We start from the raw sequence: 4,209 nt of genomic DNA on the forward strand, positions 1-4,209 counted from the left end.
CTTGCCCGGCTCCATCAGCGCAAAGAAAAAACCTGCGCCCGAAACCATCAGCAAGCCAACCAGCAACACCGATGTGCGCACCGAGGCCGGCCCAGCCAGAAACGGCATGACACTCAGCACCGCGCCGGACCAAACCAGCATGTAGCACAGCGCGCCGGCTACCCACACCACATACCAGCGTTGAAATGAGGTCCTAAGCCACGTCAACAGGAACACATTGTAGCAAAAGGCCGAAAACAAGACACCGATGACCAGTGCAATCAACACCGTCCATCGCAGGATATATTGCTGATAATCGGCCTTTTCCATTGCCCTGACCGAACGCATGAATTCCAGGCCGTCGATATTCAGAAATCCGATCCGCAACGCCGTGACCGCTTTGCCGTCAACCGCCAGCTCGAACCGCAGATTGTTGCCAAGCGACCCGTTGTTGGCAAGAAACCCCTCGCCGCGGCGCAGTTCGATGCGGCGATCTTGCGTGTCCACCTGAACAACAATGGCATTGAACCGCGTGTTATCGACCAGCAGCGTCCAATCTGGGCCAAATGATTTCAGGCTGGCGGTATCAACATCGATCCATGTCCAGCCGCGCTCAGCCATTTTCGGGCATGACGCCGCCGGCGCTGCACAGTCGATCGCCCGAAATGGCAGCTGCGCGTCGGCAGCATGTGCGACGCTTGCCCCTGCAATCGCCAGCACAAACAATGCGAACCACGCAAAAATATGATGCGCGCGACAATGCAAGCGGCGAAAATCCACAGAAACGATGCCAAAATCTGAACGCAACACAACCACGATAATGCGACCCCAACAGGGCTCCGCTTACAGCAGATGCTCTTTCGAAGCCGTTAACGGCGCGCCGCGTTCAAATGTGATTGCGGCGGCACGCTGCACCGCTCGGCAGATGTCACGGGAATCCGGCCATCAATTGGCGAACATCGGTCAATCGGCCAGTGATTGCCGCCGCCGCCGCCATTGCCGGCGACAGCAGATGCGTGCGCGCGCCCGGCCCCTGCCGGCCAACAAAATTGCGATTCGAGGTGGAGGCGCAGCGTTCGCCGGCCGGCACCTGATCCGGGTTCATGCCCAGGCACATCGAGCAGCCCGGTTCCCGCCATTCAAAGCCGGCCGCCGTGAAGATCCGGTCCAGCCCCTCGGCCTCAGCCTGGCGCTTGACCAGGCCCGAGCCGGGCACCACCAGCGCCTGCCGCACCGTGCTGGCCACGCGGCGGCCGTCCACCACTGCGGCAGCCACCCGCAAATCCTCGATCCGGCTGTTGGTGCAACTGCCGATGAAGATATGCTCAACCGGCACGTCTTCCATGCGCATTCCCGGCTGCAAGCCCATGTAATCCAGGCTTTTTTGCACAGACGTCCGCTTGGCCGGATCGGCAAAACTCTCCAGCAGCGGCACCCGGCCGGTGATGGCCACCACATCTTCGGGGCTGGTGCCCCAAGTGACCAGCGGCGCGATTGCGCTGCCATCGATGGTCATCACCTTGTCAAACACGGCGCCATCATCGCTGCGCAGGGTTTGCCACCAGGCCAGCGCCTGATCCCACGCGGCGCCGGTGGGGGCACGCGGGCGGCCCTGCACATAGGCAAAGGTCTTGGCATCGGGCGCAACCAGCCCGGCACGCGCGCCGGCTTCGATGGCCATGTTGCACAGCGTCATGCGGCCTTCCATCGACAGCGCATCGATCACCTCACCACAATATTCCATGACATAACCAGCCCCGCCGCCCGAACCCAGCGTGCCGCAAATGCTGAGCGCCACATCCTTGGCCGACACCGAAAATCCCAGCGCCCCGGTTACACGCACCTGCATCGATTTCGATTGGCGCAGCAGCAGCGTCTGGGTGGCAAAGACATGTTCAACTTCGGAGGTGCCGATGCCAAAGGCCAGCGCACCAAAAGCGCCGTGCGTGGCGGTGTGGCTGTCACCGCACACCAAGGTAACGCCGGGCAGCGTGAAGCCCTGTTCCGGGCCAATCACGTGCACAATGCCCTGTTCCGGCGCATCGATCGCATAGAGTTCCACACCGAAATCCGCACAATTGCGTTCCAGCGCCGCCAGTTGCGCCTTTGACATCGGATCGAGGATCGGCAGGCGGCGATTGGTGGTGGGCACATTGTGATCAGGGACCGCCAGCGTGAGATCGGGGCGGCGCAGCCTGCGGCCAGCCAGGCGCAAGGCTTCGAAAGCCTGCGGCGTGGTCACTTCATGAATCAAGTGACGATCAATGAAGATCAGCGCCGTGCCATCGTCCAGCGTGGTGACGACATGATCGTCCCAGATTTTCTGATACAGGGTGCGGGGGCTGCTGTTCATGACGCTCGCTCTGCCAAGCCCGTGTGCCAAAATCCAGCAGCAATTGTCCCTCAGGCGGCGATGTCGGCCAGCGCGCCGATGAGAACGTCCACTTCATCCAGCGTGTTGTAATGGGTAAAGCCCACCCGCACCGCGCCGCGATCGCGCAAACCCAGCACGCCGGCCGGTTCCCACGCGTAATAATAGCCGTTCCAGACGAAAATGTTGCGGCCCGCCAGATCGGCGGCGATGGCATCGGCGCTGCGGCCTGCGATTTCAAAGGTAAATGTCGCCACCCGCTCGTGCAGGCGATTGGCGTTGGCGATGCCGTGCAGGGTCACGCCTGGCACCGCGGCGATGCCAGTCAGGAAGCGCCGCATCAATTCGGTCTCATGCGCCTGCGCCGCCGCCAGCCCGGCGACCAGGCGTTGGCGGAGCGGCGCGCCGGCGTGCACCGTGCCCGCCGCTTCACCCAGCCAGGCCAGATGCTCGATCGCTGCCGTGGTGCCGGCCATGGCCTCGATATTGGGTGTGCCGGGCATCAGCCGCGTCGGCATGACATCGGCCGACGGGCGTACTTTCAGCGGCTGGATCATGGCCTGCAGCCGGCGCGAAATATACATTATGGCAAAGTGCGGCCCAAAGAATTTGTATGCCGAAGCAGCCATCACGTCGCAGCCAACCGCGCCGACATCCAGCGCAAGATGCGGCGCGGACTGCACGGCATCAACGATGCTGACAGCGCCCACGGCGCGCGCGGCGGCGCAAACCGCTGCAACATCGTTGACGGTGCCCAAAAAATTGCTGGCATGGCCCACGGCTACGGCGCGGGTGCGCGCATTGATCAAGTCCGGCAGCGTCTCCAGCTTGAGCGCAAAGGTCTCGCGGTCCCATTCCAGAAACCGCACCTCAACGCCGCGCGCCTGCGCCGCCTGCAGCCACGGCGAGACATTGGCATCGTGATCCATGCGGGTGAGCAGGATATTGTCCCCCGCCTGCCAATTGGCAGCAATCAATGGTGCCATCTGGAAGAACAGGCTGGTTGTGTTCAGGCCAAAAATCACTTCATCGTCGGCGCAATTGAACATGGCCGCCGCCGCAGCAACCGCCGCATCGGCGATGCTGTCCGCCGCCACCGACGTGCGAAACAGGCCGCCATTGTTGGCGCAGGCGGCAATCATGGCATGGCCCATGGCATCCACCACCCGGCCCGCAACCTGCGTGCCCGCCGGCGCATCAAGATAAAGACGGGCGACGCCATCGTCAGTCAGCGCCAGCGCCGGAAAGGCAGCGCGCACCTGGTCCATCGGCAACATTATCACTTCCCCCCCGCAGCGTGCGGCTGCGATTACTTGCCCAGCGCGTCAACCGCGGCCAGCACGGCTTCGGGCTGCGGGCGCTTGCGATAATCCTCTTCCATCAGGCGGGCACGGATCACGCCTTTCTTGTCAATCACATAGATCGCCGGGCGCGGCACGCCATATGCACGGCTGCCGGCGGCATAGGCCGGATCGCGCAACTGCCAGCCGTCGATCACCTTTGACTGCGGATCGGACAGCAGCGGCCAAGCCACCTTGCGTTCGGCGGCAAATTTCCCAAGCACAGTGGTATCGTCATACGACAGGCCCACCAGCGTGTAGCCGCGCTTTTCCAGCGCCGCAGCTGCGCTATCGTTCATCGCGATCAGCTGTGCCTTGCAATAGGGGCACCATGATGCGGACCGGAAGAACATCAGCACGCTGCCATTTTTGCCGGCCAGCTGTTTAAGCGTGCGCGTTTTGCCAGCAATATCCGTGCCGGCAACCGCCGGAGCGGCCTCTCCCACGGCCGGAATGGCGGCAACGGGCGCCGCCAGCAGCACAAGCGGAGCAATCAGAGCGAAGCGCAATTTGATCATC

3 protein-coding genes and 1 pseudogene are annotated in these 4,209 nt (G+C 62.8%); all 4 read right to left on the minus strand.

Annotated features, from left to right (window positions below):
* Positions 1-600 (minus strand): annotated as a pseudogene (locus ABWP50_RS07940) (hypothetical protein); the annotation flags it as partial.
* 307 nt (positions 601-907) lie between these two features.
* Positions 908-2,332 (minus strand): 3-isopropylmalate dehydratase large subunit, encoded by a 1,425-nt coding sequence (gene leuC / locus ABWP50_RS07945; RefSeq protein ID WP_353217461.1) that lies wholly within the window; start codon positions 2,330-2,332, stop codon positions 908-910.
* A 50-nt stretch (positions 2,333-2,382) separates the two neighbouring features.
* The gene (locus tag ABWP50_RS07950) at positions 2,383-3,627 is read right to left on the minus strand and encodes a cysteine desulfurase-like protein (RefSeq protein ID WP_353217462.1); all 1,245 of its coding nucleotides are present in this window, start codon (positions 3,625-3,627) and stop codon (positions 2,383-2,385) included.
* A 32-nt stretch (positions 3,628-3,659) separates the two neighbouring features.
* Positions 3,660-4,209, minus strand: a 550-nt coding sequence (locus tag ABWP50_RS07955) for a peroxiredoxin family protein (RefSeq protein ID WP_353217463.1), incomplete at its 5' end; no start/stop codon positions are given.

The organism is Sandarakinorhabdus sp. (assembly GCF_040398645.1).
Classification (GTDB): domain Bacteria; phylum Pseudomonadota; class Alphaproteobacteria; order Sphingomonadales; family Sphingomonadaceae; genus Sandarakinorhabdus.